The organism is Variovorax nitratireducens (assembly GCF_051216545.1).
In the GTDB taxonomy this organism is placed as follows: Bacteria; Pseudomonadota; Gammaproteobacteria; order Burkholderiales; family Burkholderiaceae_C; genus Variovorax.
Map to the genome: position 1 here is coordinate 59,703 of NZ_JBPJZO010000009.1, position 24,145 is coordinate 83,847.

Genomic DNA, 24,145 nt, shown 5'->3' on the forward strand with positions numbered 1-24,145 from the left:
GGAAGAGGGTTCGGAGGCTTTGCTTTGTTCGATGACGCCGGTCAACTACAGCGTGCCTTCGGTGATGCCGCGCGCAGCGGTTGCGCGCGCCTGGGCACGAACGGCCTCGCGGTCGATCTTGCCGGTGGAGGAGGGCGCCACGCCGGCGAAAGATCCGTCGGAGTAGATGTTGCCTGCGATGGCGGAGGCGAGTGCTTCCGAACGAATGGTGGCCCGATCGCGCCGACTCGGAATGGCGCTGGCAGGGCCAGTCGATGCGCCTTCGCGATAGGGATCGGCGCTGCGTGCGGCGCGCACGGCCTCGCTGCGCATTTCGGCGCGGCTGGAGGTGGATTGGGGTGTGAGCACGCCCTGGTACTGCTCGGCACTGGCGCTGAAAGCAAGCAGGGTCGAGATGGCGGTGGCGGTCAGGAGGGTAGAGGTCTTCATGAGGTTTCTTTCGGATGGAGGAAGATCGGGCAATGGTGGATGGATGCGCCGTCTGCGTTGCATTGCTAGAGACAGACAGGTGGATTGTTGGGCGTGCCACCTGCTTCGGATCCGATTGCTGTACGTTCTTGTATCTCCGCCGACATCCGCGACATTACTTTTCACATTGGCCAATCGCTTGAGTCGTGGGCAATGCCAAATGACGTCCACTCCTGGCATTGGAGTCGCATGGTGCTCTCTGCCTCTCCATTCAAGTCCGCGGCATAGAGCCAGTGCGGGACGAATCTATCGACAGTGACGAACACCGATGCCAGAAACGCCATGGCGCAGATGACGGACGGCATCGAGACGGGTCCCCACTCGGATTGAAGCTAAAGTCACCTTGACTAAAATGCGGGAGGCAAGATCGCCCGCTTTCAGCGTGAACAGCGGCCAATCTACGTTGCTACAGACCGGGAGCTATCGCAGTGATCGAAACGCCGCACGCAGTTCCGCCGCGAAGAGTTCTGGGTGTTCCCAAGCCGCGAAATGCCCGCCTCTGTCGACTTCGTTGAAGTAGATTAGATCCCGGAAAGCTCGCTGGGCCCACGTCTTCGGAGGTTTGTAGACCTCATCCGGAAATACAGTGATGGCAACCGGCACCTTGATGTCGGCCGTCATCTGCGAGCTTGAGCTAGTGAGGCTCCGGCCGCGATTCTCCCAATAGATCCTCGCGGCCGAGGCAGCGCTGTTCGTCAGCCAATACAGCGAGAAGTTGTCGAGTACGTCATCTCTCGTCGGCAGTTGGTTGGGATCCTTTCCGTACGCCCAATGCTCAAATCCCGGATGTACGAGCATGAATCCAGCGAGGCCAGCGGGTGAATCAGTGTGGCCATAACTGACGCCCTGCGGTCGTGCGGTCATCATCGCGACGTAGGTCAAGTTTCCACTCTTGATGAACGATCTCAATGCGTCAACAGAAATGCGTTCCTGCTCCGAGAGTCCCGTTGGTGCGGGTGCGCCTCCAAGCGTAGGTCCTACTTCATCGGGAATGGCTGCCGGTAGATTGGTGTGAATGCCGAGCAATCCTTCAGGGCCCTGCCGACCCATCGCCTGAACGATGCCCGCTCCCCAGTCGCCTCCCTGCGCAACGTAACGCGTGTAACCCACTCGCTTCATCAGAATATCAAACGCCTTGCCCATGCGCTCTAACCCCCAACCCGCTTCGGTCGGCCGCCCGGAGAAGCCAAAACCTGGCAAGGAAGGAATCACGACGTCGAAGGCGTCCTCTGCTCTTCCTCCATACTTGGTTGGGTCGGTAAGCGGACCGATAAGTTTGATCTGCTCAAAGATCGAACCTGGCCAACCATGGGCGATGATCAATGGGGTCGCGCCTTGATGTCGAGAGCGGACGTGAATGAAGTGGATGTCCACCCCTTCAATGTTGGTCATGAACTGGGGTAGCGCATTCAGTTTCGCTTCGGCCTTGCGCCATCTGTAGCCGGTCCCCCAGTATCGAACAAGCCCCTGGAGCTCAGCAAGCTGCGCTCCTTGCGACTGATCATTGACCGTCTCTTTGTCAGGCCACCTGGTCGCGGCAATGCGCCGACGGAGGTCGGCGACTGCGGCTTCCGGAATCGCGACACGGTAGGTGCGAACTGCGGTGTCTGCATCAAACGCGCGCCTCTGGGCAGGACTTGAGGAAGCGAGAACTGGAATACCTAAAACGGCTGCAGCACCGATGAAAGTAGAGAATCGACGCCGCGGGAGGGTCTGAGCAAAGCCGCTTTCGCTCGCGACGTGGAGGGCAGCGCCTTCGGATGCTGAGTTTGGGCGAGTCATGATGGTTTCTCCTTGCAGACGTTGGAGCAGCTCGGATGTTTGGACGCGGAGGTGATCACACCAGACTTATTGGGTTGAGCCTATTGTCCAATGGTGTCGTTTTTGACAGCCTTAGCAAGTTCGCGAGCTTCGCGTTTCAGCATTGCATCCATCAGGTCGATGTGCCATGTTCGGGAGCAGCTACTGTCACCTGATGCGTTATGGCAAATGCATCAGTGCTCTGCATCTTCGTCGCCCGATTTGAGGGTCGGTGTCAACCACACAGCAGGTATCGTTCGGCCCTGGCAGCATCGATTACCGAACGCAGATCGCGCTCGAGGACATCGACTGGCGCAGTGCCAGCAAGCCACGCGTTCGAGTGGGCGAACCAGATGGAGACGTCCCAATCGCCTAGTGCAGGAACCAGCTCGCCGATCACTGCCGTGACGGATGGGCGAATGGTCATGCTTGACAGGTCGAACTGGAACAGCGGGAGCATGGTGCGCGATTCCCAACGAAAACTCAGTACATCATGGTCCACGATCCAGCGCGCCAGTTGCGAGATGGGCTGATCTGTATGCCTGATGAGCAATGTGACAACTTCATCCGAGCTCACGATGCCTCCGCTTGCACGGAAGGCGTTTTCCATTTCGCGGTACTGACGGACGCCCGACGCCTGAAACAGCGCAGGCGCGCAGGGACGCGAAGGTAACGAACGCTGCAGGAAGGGAGTAGGAAAATGTTTTGCGGAACGCACGGCGTATTCACTCATGACGGCTCCTGTTTGGATCGCAAGCTCGCGATCGGTGCGGACGTGGATTCCTCGTGGCTGTCGCCTTCGGGTTCCCGCTCAACGGGCTCAAAGACGTGTTGCATCCAGAACGGCAGCTGCGAAGGCTTCAGGAGCTTCCTGAGGCAGGTTGTGGCCAATGCCACCCTTGATGTGTCGATGCTCGTAGGGCCCAGAGAACTTCTTGGCGTAGACGCTGGGTTCGGGATGGGGTGCGCCGTTGGCATCGCCTTCGAGCGTGATGGTCGGTACGGCGATGACCGGAGCTTTTGCCAGCCGCGCCTCGAGATCGAGATACCTCGTCTCGCCCTCCGCCAGGCCGAGGCGCCAGCGGTAGTTGTGAATCACGATGCTCACGTGATCGGCATTGTCGAGGGCCACTGCGCTGCGATCGAATGTGGCGCTATCGAAAGCCCATTTCGGCGAGGCGATCTGCCAGATCAGCTTGGCGAAATCGTGTCGGTTCTGGTCGTAACCCGTACGGCCGCGCTCCGTCGCAAAGTAGTACTGGTACCACCATTGCAGCTCGGCTTGCGGCGACAACGGCATCTTGCCGGCTTCCTGGCTGCCGATCAGATAGCCGCTGACCGACACCAGCGCGTTCACGCGTGCTGGCCACAGTGCGGCCATGATGCAGGCCGTCCGTGCGCCCCAGTCGCACCCAGCGACGGTGGCCTTCTCGATCTGAAGCGCATCCATCAAGGCGATCATGTCCACGGCGACGGCCGCTTGCTGGCCGTTGCGGACCGTGTCGCTGGAAAGGAATCGGGTTGTGCCGTATCCGCGCAGATGCGGAACGATCACCCGGAAGCCGGCTGCAGCCAGCATGGGCGCAACGTCGACATAGGTGTGAATGTCGTACGGCCAGCCGTGCAGAAGAACTACGGGTGGGCCATTGGCAGGGCCAGCTTCGAAGTAGCCCACGTTGAGTACGCCGGCGTCGATGCTCTTGACCGGCTCGAGGCGTTGCTTCGACGCAGCGCGGCGTGTATTCGCAGGTCCCGGCGGATTGGGCAAGCCGGCAGACTGGGCGAAGGCGGGCATTCTCGCGACGAGCTGAGAAGCGGCGACGCCGATCGCCGTGGCTCCCAGGAACGACCGACGGGGCAAGTTGGATGGGTTGGACATTGATAGCTCCTCGAGGTCAGAGGTCCTGCGATACGTGAGATGCTGTTCGGCGGAAGCGAGAGGCCTTTCGCGTTGTCGACGGGTTCTTTTGCTACGCCATCGCCGCATAGCGCATCACATCAAACGACGACGTAGTTGTCGATTGGACGAAGGTGTCGCCTCTGGACTTCTTCCGACAGAGGTCCCGGCCAAGCAGCCTTTGCGGCTGAGTGTGTGCCGATGGGGCGGTCGCGGCTGCGCTGTGGGAGCCATCTCAGTGCTCCGGTACCTTGAATAGGAGTTTGTTGTCCTGGATGGGATCTCGACGCGACATCAGTGTGGTCTTTGATTCCACTGGGCCTTCGCCCACGCACCCCGCAATGAAACGTATTGTTTTGATTTCACGGGCTGATACAGAAACATACGAGCCCTTCGGCAGCGCCCCGGTTCCGTCACAGAATTCCGCCGTCGCCATCCCAATTCCCATCGAACTCGACGGAGACCTTCATGAAGCTTGCTCGCATTGCCGCGGCCGTCTCGCTCGCTGCGCTTGCCCTCACATCGCTACCAGCCGCCGCGCAGACCGCGCCGGACATAGGCCGTCCAGCGGCAGTCATTCCGCTTGCATCAGAAGCGGACGCGAAGCTCGTCGTGTATCCCCCGTTGCCCGAGCCTCTGGCTCGCGGGGTGGTCATCGTCCAGTACCGGACAGAGAACGTGCGGATCATTCCGATCTTCGGCGAGGCCGCCCGTGGCGTATCGCCGCGTGTTGGTCACCTCCACGTCACGGTCGACGACAAGCCGGGGACTTGGGCTCACACCAGTGGAGATCCCATCATTGTGGTCGGTCTGACGCCGGGCGTGCACAAGATGCTGATTGAAATCGCCGATCCGACGCACAGGATCCTGACCAGCGAAACGATTGCTGTGAAGGTTCCGGAGCGAGCACCGACCCCGTCCCACACGCATTGACTAGCGCCCCCACGCGACGCCTTCCCAACCCTCAACCCAACCTCTTCTCAACCACCCAAAGAAAGTAAACCATGTCACAGATCAACAAGATCGTCTACACCGCCAAGACCCACACCACAGGCGGTCGTCACAACGGCGAGTCGCGCAGCGACGATGGCCGCCTGAAGGTCCAATTGTCGACGCCCGGCTCGACCGGTACAGGCACGAACCCCGAGCAACTGTTTGCAGCAGGCTGGTCCGCCTGTTTCATCGGCGCGATAGGCAAGGCAGCCCAGGCCATGAAGGTGACTCTGCCCCCAAATCTCGCCGTCGACACCGAGGTCGATCTCGCGCTCGGTGACGATGGCTACTCGCTGCAGGCCCGCCTGAACGTCTCGATGCCTGGTATCGACCGGGCGGTCTCGCGGGCGCTGGTGGATGCGGCACACCAGACCTGCCCCTACTCGAAGGCCACGCGCGGCAACATCGATGTGTCGATCAACCTCGCCTGAGCGGTGGGGCGGCGAGCGGTCAACGGAGGCTCGGCTACTTCCATCCGGTCGACTGCATCAACCATCTCGCGCAGGCGTTTGAGCGGGAAGCGACAACACACCGGCCGTTGTTCACATGGGGGTTGTGCCTGAAGACCGACTCGACGTCACCATGATGGCCAAGGGCGGGGCAGCGAGAACAGGAGCAATTGTGTTGTTGGTCTCGCCAATCCTGCGGAATGCCGTGGCATGGATGACGCGCGGGTCGAGCGCGCCGCCGAAGGGCTGAGTTCTCAAGACCGATTAGACGGGATGCCCCGCCGGCGCCTGCCGGGGCCCGGCCCGGTTACCTGGCGAGCCGAAATGCACTGGCAGCTCACCGGGTTGCGCAACTCGTGAGCCACGCCGCCCGCCAGGAATAAAAGCGAGAGAAGCAGTCTCTTCATGTCATGACCCGACCGGTGGTTCCTCGGCCAGAAGCTGCTGGATCTTCTTCTCGGTCGTGCCATAGCTTCCCTCGCCGAAATGCGAGTAGACGATGCGGCCCTGCTTGTCGATCAGGTACACGGCGGGCCAATAGCTGTTGCCGTAGGCCTTCCAGGTGGCGTAGCTGTTGTCTTGCGCCACGGCATGCTTGATTTGCAGCCGGTTGATGGCCGCCTGGACGTTGCGGGTGCTCTTTTCGTAGGCGAACTCCGGTGTGTGCACGCCGACCACCACGAGGCCTTGGTCCTTGTACTTCTCATGCCAGGCTTGAACGGATGGAAGATGGTTGAGACAGTTGATGCAGGTGTAGGTCCAGAAGTCCACCAGTACGACCTTGCCGCGCAGTTGGTCGAGGGCCAGTGGTTTGGAGTTCAGCCACGTGTCGATGCCCTGGAACTCCGGCGCCCGCCTTGATGCCTCGATTGAACTGACGTTGCCAGCCGGTGGCGCGGCGTAAGAAAGCGCCCCGGCGGCGGCGAAGGCGGCGGCGACCAGGAAGCTGGGGACGATGACGTTGGATCGAATGCGCATGATGTTCACTCATTGGTTTGGATTGGAGAAGCTTGTTTTTAAACCCGGGATCCTCCGGCGATGCGCTGGGATGTACGGCTTCGTACCGTGCGCCGATGTCGACACGATCGGATTCAAAGTCCGAGCGGCGGCTCGCAACTTAGTGTGTGCCCGGCACCGCTGGATACATGGAGGTACAAGGTGGGGTGCGATCGGCTCTCGCAGGTCTACAAGACGATTCATGCACTTCCGCCACGCTACTTCACTCCTGATGCGCGCGGCGCTGTCGATGGCGCTGGCCGCCCTGTGCGCTTGCGGTTCCCTACCGCCTGCGCGTGACCGGGCGGCTGACGCGGCTGGCCCATCTGATCCCTCCACCGCTCTGGCGCGGATCGCCGCGGCTTCCACGCCGCCCGGAGAGCATTCGGGCTTCAGGCTCATGCCGTTGGGCGTCTATTCGCTGGACGCCCGAATACAGCTTTCGGCGCGTGCTCAGCGAACCCTCTTGGTCCAGTACTACCACTTCGAAAGCGACGCCACGGGGCGGCTTCTGATGCGAGCCCTGCGCGCGGCCGCGGCGCGCGGCGTCAAGGTGCGCCTTCTGGTGGATGACCTCTACACGACTAAGAGCCAGCAGTCCCTTCTGGCGCTCTCGCGCGTGCCTAACGTCGAGGTCCGGCTGTACAACCCGTTCTGCTGTGGCCGCGGCGGCTTTTTGTCGCGCTTCGCCGCCTCGCCGCACGAGATCGGCCGACTCAACCATCGCATGCACAACAAGCTCCTGGTTGCCGACGGATCGATGGCGGTGGTGGGCGGTCGCAACATCGCGGACGACTACTTCGTGCTCGCCGAGGCGCACAACTTCATCGACATGGACGCGCTGGTCGTCGGCAAGGTCGTACCGCAGTTGGAGGCGGTCTTCGACGCCTTCTGGAACAGCGAAGAGGTCTGGTCCATCGCCGACATCGTGGCGCTCGAAGGCAGCCCGCAAGCCGGTGCGGAGGAATTCGACCGCTGGATTGGCATGGAGATGCCCGCTCCACAGCTGATGTTGCCACCTTCGGACATCCTGGGCTACGGCCCCATTGCGGAGGAACTTGACGACGGACGCATCGGCTTCCTGTGGGGTGAGGCGCGGGTGATCGCTGATCCGCCCTCCAAGCCGCGCACCATGTCCGCCGCGGAAGCTCTCGCAAGCAGCGTCACCATGAAAGTCTGGCGCCTGATCCGCGATGCGAGGAGCGATGTGGCGCTGACCTCGCCCTATCTGGTGCCGGGCGAGCGGGGCATGGAAATTCTCAATGAACTTGCCGGGCAGAAGGTCAAGCTGACGCTGCTGACCAATTCGCTCGCCGCCAACGACGTTCCGCTGGTCCATACGGCCTACGTGCGCTATCGAAAGCGCCTGCTGGTCAGCGGCGTGGAACTCTATGAACTCAGTCCTGCAAAGACCATGGCCAACCTGCGTTTCGGCGAGTTCGGAGCCTCGTTGGGGCGATTGCACGCCAAGATGGTGACGATCGATCGCCGCCAGGTCTTCATCGGGTCCATGAATCTCGATCCGAGATCGGCCACGCAGAACACCGAGATGGGGATCGTCGTCGACAGTCCCGAACTCGCTTCGGAGACGCTGCGGATCCTCAGCATCAGCAAGCTCCAGAATTCGTACCGGCTGCGGCTCGCGCCGGGGACGGGCGATCTGGAATGGTTGACCCACGACGACGGCAAGGAGGTCGTGCTCACGACGGAACCTGAAACCACGTACTTGCAACGGCTCTATATCCCCCTGGTCGCGCCATTCGTGCCCGAGTCGCTGCTGTGAGAAACGAAAGGAAGTGTGTGTTCCGGCATTCCGGATACGCAAGCGTACACAAGGTGCGGCTGCAGCGATTTCGGAGCCTATAACCCAGTCCATGCGACACCCCGCATGCCCTGTGGATCGACGACCATGCTTTTCTTGATAGCTGCCTATCTGGGTGGTGTGCTGACCATCCTGAGCCCCTGCATTCTGCCGGTGCTGCCATTCGTGTTCGCCCGCGCCGATCAGCCCTTTCGCTCGCACGGACTGCCCCTGTTGATTGGCATGGCGGTTTCGTTCGCCGCCATCGCCTCGCTGGCGGCGGTCGGCGGCGGCTGGGTGGTCGAGCTCAACGCGTACGGCCGCTACGCGGCGATCGCGGTGCTCGCCTTGTTCGGTGTCACGTTGCTGTTGCCTGGCCTTGCAGACCGGCTCACCAGGCCGCTGGTGGCGCTCGGACTTCGACTGTCGAAATCCTCGTCCTCGTCCGGGCGAGGGGCCATCTTCTCGCCGCTCTTGTTGGGCGTCGGAACGGGATTGCTCTGGGCGCCGTGCGCAGGCCCGATTCTCGGCCTGATCCTGACCGGCGCGGCGCTCAACGGCGCCAGTGCGGGCACGTCCCTTCTTCTGCTGGCGTACGCGGCGGGCGCCGGAACCTCGCTGGCACTGGCATTGCTTTTCGGCGGTCGGCTGATTGGGCTCCTGAAGCGCTCTCTGCCCGTCGGCGACTGGGTGCGTCGCGCAGCCGGCGTGGCAGTGCTGGCGGGCGTCGGCGCAATTGCACTGGGCCTGGACACCGGGGTGCTGAGCCAACTTTCGCTGGCGACCACCTCGGGGCTCGAGACGCGCATCCTCGAACGCAGCGGCCTGCGGATGCCTGCAACCTTGCCGCCCAGCATCGGCAGCGACACCGATGAATCCCTCATGAAGGTGGCCGGAGTCCGCCCTGCGCCCGCCCTGGCGACCGAGAGAGTCCTGCCGTCGCTCGAAGGTGCAACGGAATGGATCGCTTCGCCGGCGCTCAGTCGGGAGGGCTTGCGCGGCAAGGTGGTGCTGATCGATTTCTGGACCTACTCCTGCATCAACTGCCTGCGGACCTTGCCGTATGTTCGTGCCTGGGCGCAGAAGTACAAAGACGCCGGACTGGTGGTCATCGGCGTCCACTCGCCAGAGTTTGCCTTCGAGAAGCGCTCCTCTAACGTGCATCGGGCCGTCAGGGACCTGGGGATCGACTTTCCGGTCGCCGTCGACAGCGATTTAGCGATCTGGCGCGCCTTCGGTAACCAGTACTGGCCGGCGTTCTATTTCGTCGATGCGAAGGGGCGCATACGACATCACCAGTTTGGTGAAGGCCAATATGCCCGATCGGAGCAGATCATCCAGCAGCTTCTCGCGGAGGCGGGCAAGGATGCCGTGCCACGTGAGTTGGTCGCGCCGGTCGGCCAAGGCGCCCAGGCCGCACCAGCACCATCGCCTGCACTGTCGCAGGAGACCTACCTCGGCTATGAGCGGACGCGCAACTTCGTGCCGCGCGGAGGCATCGCGAGCGACGGCGTGCATCGCTATCAGGCTGCTGCTTCACTCAAGACGGACCAATGGTCGCTCCAAGGCGATTGGAAGGTTGAGCGCGAGCGTGCAGTGGCCAGCGGTGCCGACGGACGCATCGCCTATCGCTTCGAGGCGCGCGACCTTCACATGGTGTTGGGCCCGGCGGCCGACGGAAAGCCGGTGCGCTTCAAGGTGCTGGTGGATGGCAAGCCTCCGCTGGCCGACCACGGCGCCGATGTCGACGCTCAAGGTCGCGGAACGATCGATGTCCAGAGGCTGTACCAGTTGGTGCGCCAAACCAGGGAGCAGGGGGCGCGCCTGTTCGAGATCGAGTTCGCAGATCCCGGCGCCCAGGCTTATGTATTCACCTTCGGCTGAGCGGGTGCGGTGTTGCCGGGGACGTTGAGCAGTAGGGCTTGGTTCTTTGGTATCGGTCCACGCGCAGCCTCACCAAGCGACACCTTCGTCCAATGGCCTCCAGGCCGGGTTTGCGTTCAGATCGTGTCCGCGCATCGCATCCGGTGGCTGGGAGCCTCGAGAAGCGCGATGCCGGAACAGGATTGGAGCGCGCAATGAACATCTCTCAATGGCTTCCTGCAGTGCTGGTCCTGCTGCTGGCGCTGCTTGCGATCGGGAGTTTCCTTGCCTTGCGGCGCGCGAACCAGTCGCTGCGGCGCCTTGCCAACGCAGCGCAATCGTGGCGACCGGATCTGGAGAGCACGGCGTCACCGGTACGGGGCTCGCAGGAGGCGCGGCGCGCTCACGCGGCCTTCATTGAGATGCAGAACCGGATCGCTGGATGCCTGGCCGAGAGAAACCGGGTCTTGGCCACGATCGCTCACGATCTGCAGACACCGATTTCCCGGATGCGTTTGCGCGCAGAAATGATGGGCGACCAGGAGCAACGCGGCAAGCTGGTGGATGACCTCGAGCAGATGGTTGCATTGGTAAGTGAGGCACTGACCTATGCGCGCACCTTGCATGGGATCAAGGAGAGTCCGCGCCGGATCGACCTCGACGCGCTTCTTGACAGCCTGCGCTGCGATTACCAGGACGCCGGCCATACCGTCAACGTGGTCGGCCAGGTCGGGCGTCCGGTCGGCGTCCTGCCGCTGGCGCTGCGCCGCATCGTGACCAATCTGGCCGACAACGCGCTCAAGTTTGACAATGTGGTCGAGCTCACCGTGCAAGTCGATCGCCAGGCGGACATCGAGATCTGCGTGCTCGACCGCGGCCCGGGAATTCCGGAAAGCGAACTCGATGCCGTGATGCAGCCCTTCTATCGTCTCGAAGGCCCTGCTCGGCAGTCGGCTGCGGGCACTGGCCTCGGCCTGGCAATCGCGAAACAGCTGGCGTCCTCGATGGGGGCTCGACTCAAATTGTCGAATCGGCCTGGAGGCGGTCTTGCCGCAAGCCTTTCGATGCCACTTCACGGGTGATGCGTATCGATTGTCAGTCGGGCTTCGAGCCCGCCTTCGCTGCGGTTGGACAGTTTCAGTTCTGCTTTTATTGCCGCGGCGAGTTGATGCGCGATGGCCAGGCCCAGGCCGGTGCCGCCGGTGCCCCGGTTGCGCGAATTCTCCACTCGATAGAAAGGCTTGAGGACAGCCTCTAACTGGTCGGCTGGTATTCCAGGCCCGTTGTCCAGTATCGAGATCACGAGCCGACCGGGCTCGACGAGCGTTCGCAGGCGCACCTCGCTTCCGAACTTCAAGGCGTTGTCGATAAGGTTCGTCAGAATCCGGCGCAGTGCGTGGGGCCGCGTCATGACCGGTTCGCCGATCCGGCCCTCGAGCACCACGGCCTGGCCGGAATCCTCGTAGTCCGCGACCATGCTTTCCAGGAGCGCATCGGCATCGATCCGGCAAGCCGGCTCCTTGGTGCCGTGGAGGGTTCTTGCGTAGGTGACGCCTTCCCTGACCAGCGCATTCATGGCGTCGAGATCCTGGCGAAACTTGAGCTGATCCTGTTCGTTGTCCATCATTTCGGTTCGCAGCCGCATGCGGGTGATAGGCGTCTGGAGGTCGTGCGAGATAGCCGCCAGGATCTCCACGCGCTCCGCCATGTAGCCAGCGATGCGGCGCTGCATCGCATTGAACGCGCGCGCGGCATGCGCCACTTCGGTCGGCCCGTCTACCCCGAGTTCGCGAGCCATGAGGTCGGGGCCAAGGCCATCGGCCGCAGCAGCGAGCCGCGCAAGTGGTCGTGTGACCAGTCGGACCGCGAGCCAGCCACAGATGGCAAGGACGGCGAGCTGTGCCGCAAGCACCCAGACGACCCAGTTGGAGACCGGCATGCCGACTCGCCGCGCGTCGACCACCACCGGGCTGCCGTCGCTGAGCCTGATCTGGATCTGAAGTTCTTCAGCCGGATCGGTGGCCAACGCCACCTTCACGACCTCGAACGGATGCACTGCCTGGACGATCGCGGCGGCGAACTCCTTCAGCGGTGGAGATTCAGGCGCCGCACCTGTGACGCTCCCGCCGAGTGCGAAGCGGTAATTGCGCCGTTCGAGTCGGCTCAGCCAGCCCTCCCGATCGGCGGCGGGCAGGCGGTCGAGGATCGCTACCGAGCTTGCGATGTCTCGCTCAAGTCCATTCATCATCAACTCGCGCATCGCGATGCCGCGTTCATAGCGGATTGCCGCAAAAGTCAGCAGCTGCGCGATCGTCAATCCGATCACGATGATCAGCGTCACGCGAGAAAACAGGGTGCCGGGCATGAGTCGGCGAAGGGCGCCCTCCAGTCGGGCGGCCGGGCCGACGGGCGCGCCTAGCTTTGCCGGCCCGGTCGGGGCCGGGGGACCGATGTCGGAAACATTCATGGAATGGCTTATAGGCCCTGCTGTCGCCGCTAGGCGACTTGGGTGTATCCCAGTGTGTTGCGCTGCAACTGCGACATGGAAGATTACCGCATGGGCCAACGCAGTCATTGTGTGCCACTTGTCGGAAGTGACGCAGCGGCGGCAGCCGACACCAAAGTACGGGTTACATGTCGCCCTCGTTTGTTGCATCCTTGGGTTCTGGCCGGCGCGAAAGGACTGAAATGGACAACGAGCTCGACCCAACGGCTGGTGCGCTGCCGCCGCGGCGGATTCCCTGGCTGGGAGGGACGTGATGGTCCCAGGCCCACTCGTTTCAGTCGTCGACGACGACGAATCCGTGCGCGAATCCCTTCCCGACCTGCTCAGGGAGTTCGGCCTCAGGGTGGCGGTCTTCACCTGCGCAGAAGAGTTTCTTGCCTCCGATCAAATCGAACACACCAACTGCCTGCTCCTGGATGTCGCCATGCCGGGCATGACAGGCCCTGAGCTAAAACGGGAATTGACGGCTCGTCAGCAAGAGATTCCAATCGTTTTCATTACTGCCCAGCGCGAGGAGGCCGTCCGTGCGCGGCTGATTGCGCAAGGTGCTGTGGACTGCCTGTTCAAGCCGTTCAGCGAGGCGGCATTGCTCGAGGCGCTCAAGGCGGCGCTTCAGGTGCGCTGAGCCACCACTAAGCTCCGCAGATCGGAGATGACGATGACTTCGAGGAGAACACCGGCCGGCGATTCGCGACCGTCGCCCATTTCGCATGCCACGCCCATCGTGTACGTTGTGGATGACGACGTCTCTGTGCGCGAATCGCTCGATCCACTGTTTCGCCTCGAGGGCTGGGAGCCGGAGATATTCGCGTCGGCGCAGGAGTTCCTGGCACGGCCACGGCGCCTTGCCCCGGGTTGTCTGGTGCTGGACGTCAATCTTCCCGGTCTCAACGGCCTTGAACTTCAGCGGCGCATCGCTGGTGACCGGGTCGACCTGCCGGTTATTTTCATCACGGGCTATGGTGGCATTCCCATGACGGTCCAAGCCATGAAGGCGGGCGCACTCGAGTTCTTGACCAAGCCTTTCTCCGCTGAAGTGCTGCTGAACGCCGTGCGGATTGCGATCGACCGCCACCGTACTGAGATGGATGACGAGGCAAGAATTGACGTGCTCCGGGAACGACATGCTTCACTTAGTCGCCGCGAACGCGAAGTCATGGCGTTGGTCGTGTCCGGCCTGCTGAACAAGCAAGTGGGATGGGAACTCAACATCAGCGAGATCACGGTGAAAGCACACCGAGGCAGCATGATGCGGAAGATGATGGCCGACTCTCTGCCGGACCTGGTGAACATGGCGGCGGACCTCGGTCTCGCCACGGCAGGCAAGGGTTGATCTGTGGGGCGGCGGCGAACAAAGGTCGAGGCGCCTTCTCAGGCCAGCGTCGGCATTTCAGTCCTTGGGCTCCACAGTCGACGCAAAGACATAGCCTTCGCTCCGTACCGTCTTGATGTAGCGGGGATAGCGTGCGTCGTCTCGGAGCCGCTGGCGCAGCCGGCTGATCAACAGGTCGATCGACCGCTCGAAAAGCTCTGCTTCCCGACCCTGGGTGAGACTCAGCAACTGGTCCCGGCTCAACACCTTGTGCGGGTGGTCGAGAAAAGCGCGAAGTAACCGGTACTCGGCGCCGCTCAAGGCAACCATCACGCCGTCGGCATCGAGCAGATGGCGTGCGTTCGTGTCCACCTGCCATTCGCCGAAGGCGAGCTTGTGGGCGGCCTCTGTGGACAGCATGTTCGGCGGCAGCATTCGCGTCCGGCGCATCACCGCGCGCAATCGAGCGAGCAGCTCTCGCGCAGCGAAAGGCTTGGCCAGGTAGTCGTCGGCCCCCATCTCAAGGCCGAGGATCCGGTCAGCTTCTTCGCTGCGCGCCGTCAGCATCAGGATGGGCGTGGCCTTGTACTTGCCGGTTCGGAGATCGCGGCAAAGTGTCAGTCCGTCCTCACCCGGCAACATCAGGTCCAGGATGATCAGATCGAAGGGACCGGACTCCTCGAGAGCGGCTCGCATGTGACGCCCGGTCGGAACCGCGACCACACGCAGACCGTTCTTGACGAGGTAGGTGGTGAGCAACTCGCGGATCTCTCGGTCGTCGTCGACGATGAGGATGTGATCGGAAGGCCTTGTCATCATGGCGGTGATTCGGAAGTGCTCGAGGGGTTACTGTAGATCACATGGCGTGCCAGGTTGATCTCCTTGTATGCGCATGTATCTGGCATGCAGGAAGCGACATTGTGTTGCGCTGTGAGTCATATGGCGTGGCCGCCGCGGCGAAACAGCGCCACGGCTTTCACGCCCCAAGGTATCTCCCTGAGAATGCCAGCGCTGTGAAAGATGAAACAGCGATCGCCTGTGGTGGCGAGCAGATGAAGGAGCACTCGTCCGACGGCGAATCCAGCAAGACTCACCATGACCCGGCTGCCGAGGTCAGTCCAGGCTGCGGTCAGCGCGATAGCCCCATGACCGTTCCGGGTGAAGGTTTCAGTGTTGTCGAAATCGTGAGTCGTCATGGTGATCCTCGCTATTGCACGTCCTGTTGTGCCAATGCCATGAGACTCCAGGCTCGGTGCCGAGTCCATCGGACGTTGGTGTCGGTCGATACCTATGTACTGCCGCCAGCGCGGCGAAGAGTACCGGCGACTCAACTACCAAGGGGCTGATCTTGAGCCACTACTCCACGCGAACCGAACCGCGGGCTCACACCCCGGTCGCCCGACACTTTTCCGGCACGACGAATTCCGGCAGTCAGCCCCGCGTTTGGGGATGACCGTCTTCTAGCCCTCGAGGATGCCTTTCGCTCGACGGGAGGGATCGCATCTGGTGACGAGATGGTGGCGGCTGTAGACGATGGTGTCGTGCGGCATCTTGCAAGCGTTAGTTTTTCAGCGCTCGCGTTCAAAAGGACCAGCATGAAACGTATTGTGTTGAGAGATCGAGCAGATACAGAGGTATACGCAGTCTCTCTCGGCGCTTTGATGCCAGCGGACAATTCCACTCACTTATCGAATTTCCTCAAACTTTGGCGGCAATCGCCGCTGTGTCGTTCATTCTCTGCGGCGTCGTCGTCACATCCAGCGTCTTCTGAACCTCGAAAGGGCAAGCCATGCCGCATTCGCTCATGAAGAAACTTCTTACCGCGGCTTTTGCACTCTGCCTCTTGGCGTTGCTAGGTTGCGGACACCAGAACATCCAAGAAAAGAAGCCGCAAGCGCAAGTCGGCTTCATAGAATTGAATGCGGGCATCACGCTGAGGAGGGCGGTCGTCCACAACTCGAAGCCAAAGGGGACTGTGCTCCTGTTGCATGGCTTCCCTGAGACTCTTTATGCGTGGAAGGATATGTGGCCGGACCTCTCGAGAGACTACGAAGTCCACGCCTTCGACTGGCCGGGATTTGGTCTTTCATCGAGGCCATCCGCAGACAAATTCTCTTATGCACCCATGGACTATGCGCGCGTTCTCAAGGCGTATATCGAAAAGTCTGAAATCGACACGTCGAGCCTGATCATCTACGCAACGGACATCGGCGCCTTGCCAGCACTCCTTCTTGCCCTCGATGAGCCGACGATCGCAAAAGCGATCATCGTGGGCGATTTCGCCCCCTTTGACAGGCCGCAGTACATGGTTGACTACCTGCAAGCACTGAAGTCCAAGCCTTCTTCTGATGTGGTGAACGCCGCCATGAACAAGAACAGGGACGAGATCCTGGAGAACGTGTTCACGAGAGGCCTTTCCAAAGACGAGAAGTTTGAGATATCGCAGGAATTCAAGGACGACCTGGCTCGGGGCTGGACTCAAGGCCACCTGACTTCAGCAGATGCGTTCTATTACTACTATTCACACTTCACGGCAGATCAGGCGTATTTCGAGAAGAATCTGGCCAAGCTCAAGACGCCCGTAAAAATCATCTGGGGCGAGAAGGATTTTTACATCACGAAAGAGATGGGAATCGAACTCGCCCGGAGGGCTCGGGTGGGATTGACTGTCCTTCCCGGCGTTGGACACTATCCGCATTTGCAGGATCCCAAGCGAGCTATCGCGGAGATTCAAGCGCAAACTACAAAAGAGGGACGGACATGACGGCCCTATTGGATATTGCGATCGATGCCCATGGCGGGTGGGAACGCTGGAAGGATCTCAAGAAGTTGACCGCCCAGGTCTCGGTCGGCGGAGGGCTCTGGCCTCTTAAAGGGAAGGTCGGGATACTAGATCACGTTCAGGTGGAAATAGATTGTCGTCGGCAACGCACGGTCTTCACCCCTTTCCTGGATGCAGGAAAGAAGGGTATCTACGAGCCCAACCGCGTAGCGATTGAACTGGAGGACGGGTCAGTGTTGGAGAGTCGGGAGAACCCGCGTGCTGCGTTCGCCACTCACGTGCGAGAGACTCAGTGGGACAACCTGCATCTGATCTACTTCAGCGGATACGCGATGTGGACCTATCTCACGATGCCGTTTCTTCTCAGGATGCCAGGCTTCAAAGCAGAGGAGATCGAGCCCTGGAGGGAAGGCGATGATGAATGGCGACGCCTGCATGTCACGTTCCCCGCGGATGTTCCCAGTCACGGTACCGAACAGACGTTTTACTTCAACAAGGCTGGCATCCTTTCGAGGCATGACTACAGCGCCGACGTTCTGGGCGGCACGCCAGCAGCCAACTATGCTTTGGACCCCAAAACGTTTTCTGGCCTTGTCGTACCTACAAAGCGGCGTGTGTACGGACGCGCGCCCGATGGTTCGCCGATGCGAGATCTACTCGCCGTCTCAATCGATTTCCACAACATTGTCGCAACGTGACGCTTGATCGAACCGCTGGGCTCATGGGCGATCGCGTCCAGATCCAAAGGGTCTTGGGAAGGCGAAGTCGGCGACTCACTCCAGCCCGAGCATGACCCGGTTGCGGGCCTTGAGCAGTGTGGTGGGGGCCTAGCGCGCCCAGATGTCGTCGTCGACCACGAACACGATGGGCCTGGCCTCCGGGCTTCCGAGGCTCTTCCTCCGATGATTCTCCGTTTTGGAAAGAACGTCCATGGTGGTCGGGTTGCCTGGAGCGTCTCTACACTGCCCGCAACTGCCCAGCGACCGGCAGCTTGCGGATTCGCTTGCCGCTGGCGGCGAAGATTGCGTTAGTCAAGGCCGGCATCACGCACGAAGTGCCGGGCTCACCGATGCCGCCGGGCGCTTCCAGGCTCTTGACTATGTGCACGTCGATTTGCGGGATCTCGTTGATGCGTAGCACCCGGTAATCGCCAAAGTTGGTCTGCTCGACGCGGCCGTTCTTGATCGTGATCTCGCCATGCAGCGCAGCGGACAGGCCGAACACGATGCCACTTTCCATCTGGGCGCGAACCGTGTCGGGATTCACCACGATGCCGCAATCGACGACGCACCACGCCTGCATCGGCACAACGGTGCCATCCTTGTCGGTGCTGACCTGGACGACCTGCGCGATGTAGCTGCCGAAGCCCGTGCAAAGTGCGATGCCGCGGGCTTGCCCCGCTGGCAGCGGCTTGCCCCAGCCGGCTTGCTCTGCGGCGAGTTGCAGCACAGTCTTCGCGCGCGGGTTCTTGTCGAGCATGGCCACGCGATAGGCGAGTGGATCCTGCTTTGCGTCGGCTGCCAGTTCATCCACGAAGCTCTCGACCGCGAACGTCCCGCGTGTCACGCCCACGCCACGCCAGAACGCCGTTGGAATGCCGGGGGGCTCCAGCGCGACCCAGTCGACGTGGATGTTGTCGATCCCGTAGGGCTGGTTCGCCGAGCCATCAACTGCGTCGGGATCGATGCCGTCCTTGATCCATGCGGGGGAGTAGCGCGCAATGATGGACGAGCCAACGATGCGATGCGACCACGTGACTGTCTTGCCGTCCGCATCCAAGCCCGCGCTCAGGCGGTCGTAGTAGTACGGGCGGTACATGTCGTGCTGGATGTCCTCTTCGCGGGTCCAGATCAGCTGCACGGGCCCCTGAACATGCTGGGCGATCTGTACGGCCCGAACCGTGCCGTCGAACTCCAGGCGGCGGCCGAAGCCACCGCCGAGCAGATGATTGTGGACGCGGACTTGTTCGCGTTTCAGGCCCGTCATCTTCATCACGGCTGCTTGCGTCAGACCCGGAACCTGCGTGCCAACCCAGATGTCGCAAGCGTCTTTGGTCATTTGCACCGTGCAGTTCATCGGCTCCATTGCCGCGTGCGCGAGGAAGGGCTGCTCGTAGACGGCATCAACTCTTCGGGCCGCTCGCGCCATGATCGCGGCGGCATCGCCATCGTGACGCGCGACCACCCCCGGCTTTTCCGACGCCGAGGCGAGTTGTGCCGAGATGTCCGCCGTCGAAAGCCTCGCGTTCGGCCCTGCATCCCACTGCGGATCGGCGGCGGCGAGGCCCTGCTTCGCAGCCCACGTATGACGAGCCACGATCGCCACCGCATCGTCGAGCCTGACGACCTGGGTCACACCCGGTACGGCCATCGCCTTCGGCTCATCCACCGAGACGAGCTTGCCGCCGAAGGTCGGCGACGCGCTCACGACAGCGAATTTCATGCCGGGAAGGCGGCTGTCGATGCCGAACTTCGCGATTCCATTGACCTTGCCAGCGGTGTCCAGGCGCCGATGCGGCGTCCCGATCAGCTTGAAGTCACCTGGCTCCTTCAGCGCCACCTTCTCCGGTACCGGCAGCTTCGCAGCCGCATCCACGAGCCTGCCGTAGCCGAGCCGGCGGCCGGTGGGACCGTGCACGACCTCGCCATTCTGCGCACGGCAGGTCGACGGATCGACGCCCCAGCGCTGAGCCGCTGCCGTCACGAGCATGACGAGGGCCGTTGCGCCCGCGCGGCGCAACGGCACATAGGTGCCGCGGATGGCGGTCGAGCCCCCTGTCATCTGCACGCCGATCAACGGGTTCACATAGATACTGTCGTCGGGCGGCGAATGCTCGATCGCGACCTTGTCTACATCGACCTCGAGTTCCTCTGCGATCAGCATCGGAATCGAGGTGTAGGTTCCTTGCCCCATTTCGATGACGGGCATCACGAACGTGACCATGCCGGCGCGATCGATTCGCAGAAAGGCGTTCGGCGCGAACGCTGCGCTCGTGGTCAGGCTGTCTCGTACCTCGCCGCGTGCGGGCAGGCCGAAGCCGAGCAGCATTCCCCCGCCGAGCGCGCTGGACGCGCCGGTGGCGGTGACCGCTAGAAATCTGCGGCGCGAAGCCAATGCAATGATCGGGGTATCGATCAGCTCGGAGCTCATCTCACGCCTCCGTCACGGTGGCGCGATGGGACAGAGCGGCTTTGGCCACGCCGGCTGCCTGATGGATGGCAGCGCGAATGCGCGGGTAAGTGCCGCATCGGCAAATATTTCCAGCCATCGCAGCGTCGATGTCGGAGTCGCTGGGCTTCGGATTGGTCGCTAGCAGCGTGCAGGCCGACATGATCTGGCCCGATTGACAGTAACCGCATTGCGGCACGTCCAATGCGAGCCAGGCCGCCTGGATCTTCTTGCCCGCGGGCGTGGTACCGATCGCTTCGATCGTGGTGATCTTCTTGCCTACCGCCGCCGAGACTGCCGTGAGGCAGGACCGGGTCGGCCGCCCGTCGATGTGTATGGTGCATGCGCCGCACAGTCCCAGGCCGCATCCGAACTTGGTGCCCGTCATACCCAGGACGTCCCGCAGAGTCCACAGCAAGGGCATGTCGCCGGGAACATCGATCGCGCGGTTCTTTCCGTTGACGCTGAGAGTGATCATCACATTTCTCCGTGGCAGGGGACCCAATCACACCAGCGTTAGCGGAGCTAGTCCATTGGACGAAGGTGTCGGCGGACGTCATGGCGATCGGGCAGATCTGCCGATCAACCGATCCCCGCTGTTGCTAGCTGGATCGTTGAAGGGAAGCATTGGCTTTCAAATGGAATCGTCAAACGATGCTGCCGCCTTTCCAGTTCGATCCGCGCAGCATGACGCTGCGCTCTTGAGCCGTCAGCGGTGCGTCGTGCCTTTGGCGTCGCCACCAGTCAGCGCCGCCAGCAGGAAATCAATGAAGGCTCGCACACGCAGTGGTGTGTGATGGCGGTGCGGATAGAGCAGGGAGAAGGGCCTGGACCGCCCGCCAGCCTCAGGCAGCAACTCCTGCAGACGGCCCTGCGCCAGGTCGTCCTGCACGATGTAGCGGTAGGTCTGCAGAATGCCCGCGCCTTGGCGTGCCAACGTCACCGCACCCAGGTAGTCTTCGGCGCAGCGATAGGTTTGGGGCGTGCTGAGTTCGACGTCTCGCCCTTCGGTGCGAAACAACCAGGGCACGGGCAGGCCGGTGCTGGGCAGCATGAACTGCACGCAATCGTGCTGATCGAGTGCGTCGAGGCTGTCTGGCACGCCCGCGTGGGCGATGTAGGAGGGTGCCGCCACGAGCACCAGTTCGGCGTCTTCGAGCTTGCGAGCGATCAGGCCTGAGTCCGGCGGGGTGCGGCCGCGAATCGCGACGTCGAAGCCTTCGGCCGTGAAATCGATGTTGCGATTGCCAAGGTGAATCTCGATCTCCACCTTGGGGTAATGCGCGCGAAAGCGTGGCAGCAGCGGCAGCACGCGGTAGTGGCCGTAGGGCGAGGCGATGCTAAGGCGCAGCTTGCCGGCAGGGGCCTGCTGCGCGCCCGTGAGTTGCGCTTCGGCGTCGCGCATCAGGTTCAACGCCTGACGGCATTGCTCGAAGTAGGTGCGGCCTACGTCGGTCAGATGGATCTGCCGCGTGGTGCGCATGAACAGTCGCACACCCAGGCGCGTCTCCAGCCGCGCGATCGATCGGCTGACCGCGGCCGGGCTCAGGCCGGCGGCCCGGCCCGCTGCAGTAAAACTTTCGAGTTCCGCCGCGATGCAGAACAACTCCAGGCTTCCGAGCATGATGTCGTCGAACTGGCGCCTCATACATGCCTGCTACTTGGAAGACAGATGGATTTCTGCCTGCTGTTGCTATTTCCGCATCATGCGCCTTCCACCTCATTGAGCGCAGCTGCGGGGCGTCGAGCTTCGAGCAATGGCGCAAGGGTCTCCTGGAGTTCGGCAAAGCCCGTATACCCGGCCGTGACCATCTGCAGCTGTCCATCATTCCGCTCCAGGACCAGCGCGGGAAAGCTGCTGATGCCCCAGGCGCGCACCAGCTGGAAGTCGGCTGCGGTCTCGCGGATGGTCGCGGGATCCGACCACGCGGCGAGGAACTCCAGGGTGCTGACGGCGAAACCCTGCTCGCCGATTGCGGCAGCGCCGACTTCCGACAGGGTCGAGCCCTTCGTGATGTCCCGCCCGTCGACGTAGAAGGCCCGCTGGATGGCGCGGAAGATGCGGAGCGGGTCGACGGTCGGCGCCAGCCTGCGCGTCGCCACCATCGCGCGACAGGCGGGTTCGGTGTCGTAAACGAAGCCCTTCAGGGCCATGAACGCCTCACGATTGAAGGGCAGTCCGCTGACGGTTTCGACGCGGCTCCAGTGACCCAGACGAAAGCGCTTCATCTCGTCGCTCAGGACCCGGGTTTCGCCTGCGCCCACTCCGCCCACGCGGATTTCGATCGGCAGACTTGGATGGTGCGCATGGAGCAAGCTCATTTCCTTGGCGAAGCCGTAGCACCAGGAGCACATCGGATCGGCCACAAATATCAGTTTCATGAAGGTCAGTTCGTTCAAGTGTTGAAATGGGAGTTGTTGCTGGCCACGGGAACGTGGCCAGGTTTCGCTCTACCAGTGGCCGGCTGCCTGGCCGCCATCGACGTGGAGGATCTCGCCGGTCACGAACGGTGCGTTCTCGAGGAACAGCACCGCGTCGACAACGTCGCTCACCTCACCCATGCGACCGATCGGATGCAACGTGTCGAGCATGGCGTGCGCTTCCGGCGGATTCATCGGCGTCTTGATGATCCCCGGCGAGACGGCGTTCACGCGAATGCCGCGCGTGGCGTACTCGATCGCAAGCGACTTGGTGGCGGCGTTCAGTCCGCCTTTGGTGATCGATGCAAGAACCGAGGGTACCCCTTTGATGGGTTGGTCGACAAGGCTAGACGTGATCTGGACGATGTGTCCCGAGCCTTGGGCCTCCATCTGCTTCACCGCGCGTTGGGTGACATGGAAGAAGCCGCTCAGGTTGGTGGACAGGGTGTTCGCCCAATCCGCCACAGTGAACTCGGTGAACGGCTTCGCAGTGAAGATGCCAGCGTTGTTCACCAACGTGTCGATGCCGCCGAAGCGCTTGATGCCTTCGCTGAAGATCCTGTCGACCGTGGCCGAATCGGCGATGTCGCCCGCGATGTTCAGGATGTCCGGATCGGTGCTTGCGCCGATGGAGCGCGAGTTGGCGATGACGCGGAACCCTGCCTTGCGATAGGCCTTGACCAGCGCCGCACCGATGCCCTGAGAGGCGCCCGTGATCACCACTGTCTTGGTGTCGTTGCTCATGATGTTTTCCTTGAGAAGAGTCGATGGGAAGCAATGGATTTGGAGAGTGCCGGCCACTGCTGATCCCTATATCTGTGCTCCTTCGTGGTTTAAACATCCGGGGCGTGCACAACTGCAGATACCCGAGGTAATCAATGCTTCGGCGTCACGCGGCCGAGGCGGCCATGACGCTGCCCGGCGACACACCGAATCGCTGCCTGAAGATGCGGCTGAAATGCGCTGCCGTCGAGAATGCCTTGCGGCGACGGATCCGCCTGGCCGTCACGCACGCGGCCGGTCAACCTGGCGATTCCCCCAACGTTGCCAACTAGGGGCAGTGGAGATGCACAGCCGCGAGGCCATGTTCACCAGGTCGGCCAAAGACTCCGCCTCCATCTTGCGCATCACCTGCCCGCGGTGCGCCTTGACCGTGATCTCGCTGATGCAGAGTTCACATCCCACCTGCTTGTTCAACATGCCGGACACCACCAGCACCATGACTTCGCGTTCCCGCCGGCTGAGCGAGGCGTGGCGTTCCCGAAGCGAGCGCAGCCCTTCCTCGTGATCGAGCGCCGCGTGGCTGCGTTCGACGGCCTGCCGGATGGCGCTCAACAGCGCTTCATCATCGAAGGGTTTTGTCAGGAACTCGATAGCTCCAGCCTTCATGGCGCGAACCGTCATGGGCACGTCCCCGTAGCCGGTGATGAAGATGATCGGCATGTCCGTGCGCTCGGCCGCCACGATCATCTGAAGGTCGAGGCCATTGAGGTCCGGAAGGCCCACGTCGAGGACCAGACAGCTCGGAGCGAAGGTGCGGGGGCGAGCCAGGAATTCCTGTGCGGATGCAAATGTCTCTGGGTCCCAGCCCGCGCACCGGATCAACAGCTCCAGCGATTCGCGGACCGAGATGTCATCGTCGACAACGAAGACGGTGGGTGTCGCATGTGCCATGGGGTCACCTCGGTG

At 62.1% G+C, this 24,145-nt stretch carries 23 protein-coding genes; 9 read left to right on the top strand and 14 right to left on the bottom strand.

Translation table 11 applies throughout. The features are described 5' to 3' along the window. Positions 1-45: 45 nt before the first annotated feature. From ACSFA8_RS19620 to ACSFA8_RS19635, 4 genes are all read right to left on the bottom strand, one after another. On the bottom strand, positions 46-429 hold the full coding sequence (locus tag ACSFA8_RS19620; RefSeq protein WP_435481155.1) for a helicase SNF2: 384 nt from the start codon (positions 427-429) through the stop codon (positions 46-48). Positions 430-888: 459 nt separating this feature from the next. Further along, positions 889-2,250: an epoxide hydrolase family protein gene (locus ACSFA8_RS19625; protein WP_435481156.1), complete on the bottom strand. Its 1,362-nt coding sequence runs from the start codon at positions 2,248-2,250 to the stop codon at positions 889-891. Between the two features lie 253 nt (positions 2,251-2,503). Then, positions 2,504-3,001: a hypothetical protein gene (locus ACSFA8_RS19630; RefSeq protein WP_435481157.1), complete on the bottom strand. Its 498-nt coding sequence runs from the start codon at positions 2,999-3,001 to the stop codon at positions 2,504-2,506. An 87-nt stretch (positions 3,002-3,088) separates the two neighbouring features. Beyond that, positions 3,089-4,147 carry an alpha/beta fold hydrolase gene (locus tag ACSFA8_RS19635; protein WP_435481158.1) on the bottom strand — a complete coding sequence of 353 codons (1,059 nt, stop codon included), beginning with the start codon at positions 4,145-4,147 and terminating at the stop codon, positions 3,089-3,091. Between the two features lie 486 nt (positions 4,148-4,633). On the opposite strand from ACSFA8_RS19635, the gene ACSFA8_RS19640 reads away from it, so the two are divergent. Next, positions 4,634-5,098: a DUF6130 family protein gene (locus ACSFA8_RS19640; protein WP_435481159.1), complete on the top strand. Its 465-nt coding sequence runs from the start codon at positions 4,634-4,636 to the stop codon at positions 5,096-5,098. A gap of 71 nt (positions 5,099-5,169) precedes the next feature. After that, on the top strand, positions 5,170-5,589 hold the full coding sequence (locus tag ACSFA8_RS19645) for an organic hydroperoxide resistance protein (protein WP_435481160.1): 420 nt from the start codon (positions 5,170-5,172) through the stop codon (positions 5,587-5,589). Positions 5,590-6,015: 426 nt separating this feature from the next. Here ACSFA8_RS19645 and ACSFA8_RS19650 read toward each other — a convergent pair whose 3' ends face one another. Further along, positions 6,016-6,585 carry a thioredoxin family protein gene (locus ACSFA8_RS19650; RefSeq protein ID WP_435481300.1) on the bottom strand — a complete coding sequence of 190 codons (570 nt, stop codon included), beginning with the start codon at positions 6,583-6,585 and terminating at the stop codon, positions 6,016-6,018. Positions 6,586-6,805: 220 nt separating this feature from the next. On the opposite strand from ACSFA8_RS19650, the gene ACSFA8_RS19655 reads away from it, so the two are divergent. The 3 genes from ACSFA8_RS19655 to ACSFA8_RS19665 all read left to right on the top strand — a co-directional run bounded on the left by ACSFA8_RS19655 (position 6,806) and on the right by ACSFA8_RS19665 (position 11,349). After that, positions 6,806-8,386 carry a phospholipase D family protein gene (locus ACSFA8_RS19655; RefSeq protein ID WP_435481161.1) on the top strand — a complete coding sequence of 527 codons (1,581 nt, stop codon included), beginning with the start codon at positions 6,806-6,808 and terminating at the stop codon, positions 8,384-8,386. A 126-nt stretch (positions 8,387-8,512) separates the two neighbouring features. Continuing rightward, the gene (locus ACSFA8_RS19660; protein WP_435481162.1) at positions 8,513-10,288 is read left to right on the top strand and encodes a cytochrome c biogenesis protein DipZ; all 1,776 of its coding nucleotides are present in this window, start codon (positions 8,513-8,515) and stop codon (positions 10,286-10,288) included. Positions 10,289-10,482: 194 nt separating this feature from the next. Next, a complete protein-coding gene (locus tag ACSFA8_RS19665; RefSeq protein ID WP_435481163.1) occupies positions 10,483-11,349 on the top strand; it encodes a sensor histidine kinase in 867 nt (288 codons plus the stop codon). Here the strand turns inward: ACSFA8_RS19665 and ACSFA8_RS19670 are convergent. Continuing rightward, a complete protein-coding gene (locus ACSFA8_RS19670) occupies positions 11,340-12,632 on the bottom strand; it encodes an ATP-binding protein (protein ID WP_435481301.1) in 1,293 nt (430 codons plus the stop codon). The genes ACSFA8_RS19665 and ACSFA8_RS19670 overlap by 10 nt on opposite strands. 394 nt (positions 12,633-13,026) lie before the next feature. On the opposite strand from ACSFA8_RS19670, the gene ACSFA8_RS19675 reads away from it, so the two are divergent. Then, a complete protein-coding gene (locus ACSFA8_RS19675; protein WP_435481164.1) occupies positions 13,027-13,398 on the top strand; it encodes a response regulator in 372 nt (123 codons plus the stop codon). Positions 13,399-13,431: 33 nt separating this feature from the next. Next, a complete protein-coding gene (locus ACSFA8_RS19680) occupies positions 13,432-14,106 on the top strand; it encodes a response regulator transcription factor (RefSeq protein WP_435481302.1) in 675 nt (224 codons plus the stop codon). A 57-nt stretch (positions 14,107-14,163) separates the two neighbouring features. Here ACSFA8_RS19680 and ACSFA8_RS19685 read toward each other — a convergent pair whose 3' ends face one another. Both ACSFA8_RS19685 and ACSFA8_RS19690 read right to left on the bottom strand, forming a co-directional pair. Continuing rightward, a complete protein-coding gene (locus ACSFA8_RS19685) occupies positions 14,164-14,904 on the bottom strand; it encodes a response regulator (protein WP_435481165.1) in 741 nt (246 codons plus the stop codon). A 116-nt stretch (positions 14,905-15,020) separates the two neighbouring features. Beyond that, positions 15,021-15,281 (bottom strand): hypothetical protein, encoded by a 261-nt coding sequence (locus ACSFA8_RS19690; RefSeq protein ID WP_435481166.1) that lies wholly within the window; start codon positions 15,279-15,281, stop codon positions 15,021-15,023. A gap of 608 nt (positions 15,282-15,889) precedes the next feature. On the opposite strand from ACSFA8_RS19690, the gene ACSFA8_RS19695 reads away from it, so the two are divergent. Together ACSFA8_RS19695 and ACSFA8_RS19700 are read left to right on the top strand one after the other, a co-directional pair. Then, positions 15,890-16,849 (top strand): alpha/beta fold hydrolase, encoded by a 960-nt coding sequence (locus tag ACSFA8_RS19695; protein WP_435481167.1) that lies wholly within the window; start codon positions 15,890-15,892, stop codon positions 16,847-16,849. Next, the gene (locus ACSFA8_RS19700) at positions 16,846-17,565 is read left to right on the top strand and encodes a hypothetical protein (RefSeq protein ID WP_435481168.1); all 720 of its coding nucleotides are present in this window, start codon (positions 16,846-16,848) and stop codon (positions 17,563-17,565) included. The genes ACSFA8_RS19695 and ACSFA8_RS19700 overlap by 4 nt, the downstream gene beginning before the upstream one ends. Positions 17,566-17,824: 259 nt before the next feature. Here the strand turns inward: ACSFA8_RS19700 and ACSFA8_RS19705 are convergent, their stop codons facing one another. The 6 genes from ACSFA8_RS19705 to ACSFA8_RS19730 all read right to left on the bottom strand — a co-directional run bounded on the left by ACSFA8_RS19705 (position 17,825) and on the right by ACSFA8_RS19730 (position 24,130). Beyond that, positions 17,825-20,017, bottom strand: a complete 2,193-nt coding sequence (locus tag ACSFA8_RS19705) for a xanthine dehydrogenase family protein molybdopterin-binding subunit (protein WP_435481169.1) — start codon at positions 20,015-20,017, stop codon at positions 17,825-17,827. A 1-nt stretch (position 20,018) separates the two neighbouring features. After that, positions 20,019-20,513, bottom strand: a complete 495-nt coding sequence (locus ACSFA8_RS19710; protein WP_435481170.1) for a (2Fe-2S)-binding protein — start codon at positions 20,511-20,513, stop codon at positions 20,019-20,021. Positions 20,514-20,744: 231 nt separating this feature from the next. Continuing rightward, positions 20,745-21,683, bottom strand: coding sequence for a LysR family transcriptional regulator (locus ACSFA8_RS19715; RefSeq protein ID WP_435481171.1), 939 nt, complete (start codon positions 21,681-21,683; stop codon positions 20,745-20,747). A gap of 56 nt (positions 21,684-21,739) precedes the next feature. Next, complete coding sequence (locus tag ACSFA8_RS19720; RefSeq protein ID WP_435481172.1) at positions 21,740-22,435, bottom strand: DsbA family protein; 696 nt, start codon at positions 22,433-22,435, stop codon at positions 21,740-21,742. A gap of 51 nt (positions 22,436-22,486) precedes the next feature. Beyond that, the gene (locus tag ACSFA8_RS19725) at positions 22,487-23,200 is read right to left on the bottom strand and encodes an SDR family NAD(P)-dependent oxidoreductase (protein ID WP_435481173.1); all 714 of its coding nucleotides are present in this window, start codon (positions 23,198-23,200) and stop codon (positions 22,487-22,489) included. A gap of 261 nt (positions 23,201-23,461) precedes the next feature. Continuing rightward, positions 23,462-24,130: a response regulator transcription factor gene (locus tag ACSFA8_RS19730; RefSeq protein ID WP_435481174.1), complete on the bottom strand. Its 669-nt coding sequence runs from the start codon at positions 24,128-24,130 to the stop codon at positions 23,462-23,464. Positions 24,131-24,145: the final 15 nt, after the last annotated feature.

Bases quoted from the DNA above. Each gene is read 5' to 3' on its own strand.
- ACSFA8_RS19635 (WP_435481158.1), bottom strand. From the start codon at position 4,147: ATGTCCAACCCATCCAACTTGCCCCGTCGGTCGTTCCTGGGAGCCACG.
- ACSFA8_RS19655 (WP_435481161.1), top strand. From the start codon at position 6,806: ATGCACTTCCGCCACGCTACTTCACTCCTGATGCGCGCGGCGCTGTCG.
- ACSFA8_RS19730 (WP_435481174.1), bottom strand. From the start codon at position 24,130: ATGGCACATGCGACACCCACCGTCTTCGTTGTCGACGATGACATCTCG.
- ACSFA8_RS19675 (WP_435481164.1), top strand. From the start codon at position 13,027: ATGGTCCCAGGCCCACTCGTTTCAGTCGTCGACGACGACGAATCCGTG.
- ACSFA8_RS19695 (WP_435481167.1), top strand. From the start codon at position 15,890: ATGAAGAAACTTCTTACCGCGGCTTTTGCACTCTGCCTCTTGGCGTTG.
- ACSFA8_RS19690 (WP_435481166.1), bottom strand. From the start codon at position 15,281: ATGACGACTCACGATTTCGACAACACTGAAACCTTCACCCGGAACGGT.
- ACSFA8_RS19670 (WP_435481301.1), bottom strand. From the start codon at position 12,632: ATGCCCGGCACCCTGTTTTCTCGCGTGACGCTGATCATCGTGATCGGA.
- ACSFA8_RS19685 (WP_435481165.1), bottom strand. From the start codon at position 14,904: ATGATGACAAGGCCTTCCGATCACATCCTCATCGTCGACGACGACCGA.
- ACSFA8_RS19645 (WP_435481160.1), top strand. From the start codon at position 5,170: ATGTCACAGATCAACAAGATCGTCTACACCGCCAAGACCCACACCACA.
- ACSFA8_RS19705 (WP_435481169.1), bottom strand. From the start codon at position 20,017: ATGAGCTCCGAGCTGATCGATACCCCGATCATTGCATTGGCTTCGCGC.
- ACSFA8_RS19625 (WP_435481156.1), bottom strand. From the start codon at position 2,250: ATGACTCGCCCAAACTCAGCATCCGAAGGCGCTGCCCTCCACGTCGCG.
- ACSFA8_RS19680 (WP_435481302.1), top strand. From the start codon at position 13,432: ATGACTTCGAGGAGAACACCGGCCGGCGATTCGCGACCGTCGCCCATT.
- ACSFA8_RS19715 (WP_435481171.1), bottom strand. From the start codon at position 21,683: ATGAGGCGCCAGTTCGACGACATCATGCTCGGAAGCCTGGAGTTGTTC.
- ACSFA8_RS19640 (WP_435481159.1), top strand. From the start codon at position 4,634: ATGAAGCTTGCTCGCATTGCCGCGGCCGTCTCGCTCGCTGCGCTTGCC.
- ACSFA8_RS19630 (WP_435481157.1), bottom strand. From the start codon at position 3,001: ATGAGTGAATACGCCGTGCGTTCCGCAAAACATTTTCCTACTCCCTTC.
- ACSFA8_RS19710 (WP_435481170.1), bottom strand. From the start codon at position 20,513: ATGATCACTCTCAGCGTCAACGGAAAGAACCGCGCGATCGATGTTCCC.
- ACSFA8_RS19650 (WP_435481300.1), bottom strand. From the start codon at position 6,585: ATGCGCATTCGATCCAACGTCATCGTCCCCAGCTTCCTGGTCGCCGCC.
- ACSFA8_RS19660 (WP_435481162.1), top strand. From the start codon at position 8,513: ATGCTTTTCTTGATAGCTGCCTATCTGGGTGGTGTGCTGACCATCCTG.
- ACSFA8_RS19725 (WP_435481173.1), bottom strand. From the start codon at position 23,200: ATGAGCAACGACACCAAGACAGTGGTGATCACGGGCGCCTCTCAGGGC.
- ACSFA8_RS19665 (WP_435481163.1), top strand. From the start codon at position 10,483: ATGAACATCTCTCAATGGCTTCCTGCAGTGCTGGTCCTGCTGCTGGCG.
- ACSFA8_RS19700 (WP_435481168.1), top strand. From the start codon at position 16,846: ATGACGGCCCTATTGGATATTGCGATCGATGCCCATGGCGGGTGGGAA.
- ACSFA8_RS19620 (WP_435481155.1), bottom strand. From the start codon at position 429: ATGAAGACCTCTACCCTCCTGACCGCCACCGCCATCTCGACCCTGCTT.